This window comes from Variovorax sp. 01T439_2, from assembly GCF_056398445.1.
This window is the reverse complement of sequence record NZ_JBFTPJ010000821.1, coordinates 1-2,708: the sequence shown is the minus strand read 5'-3', so window position 1 is coordinate 2,708 and position 2,708 is coordinate 1. Positions and strand designations below refer to the sequence as shown.

General features: G+C 68.6%; 2 protein-coding genes. Both read left to right on the top strand.

The window, feature by feature from the left end:
- Positions 1-116 precede the first annotated feature (116 nt).
- Positions 117-2,081, top strand: coding sequence for a propionate catabolism operon regulatory protein PrpR (gene prpR, locus AC1DOC_RS28330; protein ID WP_086012206.1), 1,965 nt, complete (start codon positions 117-119; stop codon positions 2,079-2,081).
- Between the two features lie 67 nt (positions 2,082-2,148).
- Positions 2,149-2,697, top strand: coding sequence for an autotransporter (locus AC1DOC_RS28325; RefSeq protein WP_012747874.1), 549 nt, complete (start codon positions 2,149-2,151; stop codon positions 2,695-2,697).
- Positions 2,698-2,708: the final 11 nt, after the last annotated feature.

The following is a 2,708-nucleotide window of genomic DNA, read 5'->3' as shown; positions in this document are numbered from 1 at the left end:
GTGCCAGCGTTCGAGACGCGCGCAAGTGATTGATTTGAAAGGGATTGTCGTTTTTCCGATCACCTCCTTGCGTTGCAATGCGACGCCAATGAAACATCGATATGTTTCAATGCGACATGCCCAGCGATCGCCCCTCCTCCCACTTCTTCCCGGCTCCCGTACGCAGCGGCGAGCTGCCACGCCTGTGCTTCCTGAGCTACCGGCAGATCCGCGGATTCGCGATGCCGGTGGTGGCGGAATACACCGGCCGCGCCGAGATCGAGGTGGTCGACGGCACCTTCGGCGACGCACTCGCCATCGCGCGCGACCGCCTCGAGCGCGGCCTCGTCGACGCCTTCGTGAGCGCGGGCTCGAACGCGAGCATCCTGCGCGCCGGACTGCAGGCGCCGGTCGGCACCATCCAGCTGAGCGGCTTCGACCTGCTGCAGGCGCTCATCAAGGCGCGGCGCATGTCCAGCCGCGTCGGCGTCGTCATGTACGGCCAGACCATCCCCGAACTCGACGAAGTGAAGGACCTGCTCAACATCGAGGTGGTGCAGCACGCCTACCAGACGCCCGACGACGCGCGCCAGCGCTTCGAGCAGCTGCGGCGCGAGGGCTTCGAGGTGATCGTCGGCTCCAGCCTGGTCGTCGAGCTCGCGGAGCAAGCCGGCCTGCACGGGCTGCTCGCCTACTCGCTGGGCAGCGTGCGCAAGGGCTTCGAGGACGCGCTCGAACTCGCGCGCGTCGCGCGGCTCGAAGCCGGCCGCTACGAGCAGCTCAACGGCGTGCTGCACAACCTGCAGGAGGCCGTGCTGGCGGTGAACCGCGACAACCGCGTGATCGCGGTCAACCCGCCGATGCAGCAGCTGCTCGGCCCGCCGCACGCGCGGCTCATCGGCCAGTCGCTGGAGGCGATCGAACCCGAGCTGTCGCTGCAGCCCACGCTCGACAGCGGGCAGGTCGAGCGCGCCGTGGTGCAGCGCTTTGCGCAGCGCGACTGGGTGGTCAACCGCACGCCGATCCGAGAACACGGCGAGATCGTCGGCGCGGCCCTCACGCTCTACGACGCTCGCACCATCCAGGAAGCCGACACCAGCCTGCGCATCCAGCAGGGCCGGCGCCAGAGCGCGGCGCGCCACCGCTTCGCCAACCTCATCGGCCAGAGCCCGGCCTTCTTGCGCGCGGTGCAGACCGCGCGGCGTTTTGCGCGTACCGACCTCACGGTGCTGATCGCCGGCGAGAGCGGCGTCGGCAAGGAGCTGTTCGCGCAGTCCATCCACAACGAGAGCGTGCGCGCGGGACGGCCCTTCGTCGCCGTCAACTGCGCGGCCTTTCCGGAGGCGCTGCTGGAAAGCGAGCTGTTCGGCTACGAGGAAGGCGCCTTCACCGGCTCACGCCGCGGCGGCAAGCGCGGCCTGTTCGAGGCGGCGCACACGGGCACCCTCTTTCTCGACGAGATCGGCGACATGCCGCTGCAACTGCAGACGCGACTGCTGCGCGTGTTGCAGGAGCGCGAGATCACGCGGCTCGGCGCGACGGCCGCCATTCCGGTCGATGTGCGCGTGATCGCCGCCACGCACCAGCCGCTGAACGACATGATTGCCGAGCGCCGCTTCCGGCAAGACCTGTTCTACCGCCTCAACACGCTGCGCCTGCCGCTGCCGCCCTTGCGCGAGCGGCGCGAAGACATCGCGCCGCTGGCCGAAGCGCAGGTCGGGCGCTGCCTGCAGCGGCTGGGCACGCGGCTGGACCCGGTGCGCGCGCTGGCGCCGCTGCTGCCGCGCCTGCGCGCCTACGACTGGCCCGGCAACATCCGCGAGCTGGAAAACCTCGGCGAGCGCATCGCGGTGTTCCTCATGCAGTTCGACCACCTCGAAGACGTCCGCTACGACGAACTGCGGCACGACCTGCCGGAGCTTTTCGCCGATACAGCCGCAAGCGAGGTGGCCGACGACACTGGGCTGAGCGCTGCACGCGTGGCCGCGGCGCTGCAGGCGCAAGGCGGCAACCGCCAGGCCGCGGCCCGGCAACTCGGCGTGAGCCGCTCGACGCTTTGGCGCTGGATGCGCGAACGCGGCGCCGATGCACCGGGCAGCTGATGCAGCGTTCGCCCCTGGACCGAACCCACGCACCTGATCTATCCTGCCCCAGTTCCGCCGATTCAAGATGATTTCGCCCTTTCCCATCAGCTCGACCCTTCAAACCGCGATCGACGAGATCGTCGACGCCGCCGCAAAGGCCGATCGCTTCGATCGGGTCGCCGCGGTGCTGCGCGACATCACCGCCCGCTTCCATTCGCTCGGCGAGCTGGTCCACGAGGCAAGCGACGATGAAGTCCTGCTGTGCGCGAACGACACGCTGACGATCTATCACATCACCCTCACGCCGGGCCTGCAGTACCCGCCTCACAACCACTCGATGGATGCCCTCATCGGCATCTACCGGGGCAGAGAGACAAACTTGATCTACCCGCTGTCCGACGGTCGGCTGCAAGTTCCGGAGCGGCGCGAAGCCATCGCACCCGAGGTGGTTCACCTGCCTCCCGATACCGTGCACGCGGTGGCGAACCCGGGCATGGCGCGTTCGGGCGCATTGCATGTGTACCTCGGCAATCTGCTGCACACGAAGAGGCAGATGTGGCGCTTCGCGGGGGATCGGCCCGGCGTGTTCGACAACCAGCGGTATCTGGCCGAGGCGCGCGCCATCGCGCCCTGATGGCCCTGCCG

What these genes read in the sequence shown, in the direction of transcription:
- prpR (WP_086012206.1), top strand. Translation starts at nt 117, where the DNA reads ATGCCCAGCGATCGCCCCTCCTCCCACTTCTTCCCGGCTCCCGTACGC.
- AC1DOC_RS28325 (WP_012747874.1), top strand. Translation starts at nt 2,149, where the DNA reads ATGATTTCGCCCTTTCCCATCAGCTCGACCCTTCAAACCGCGATCGAC.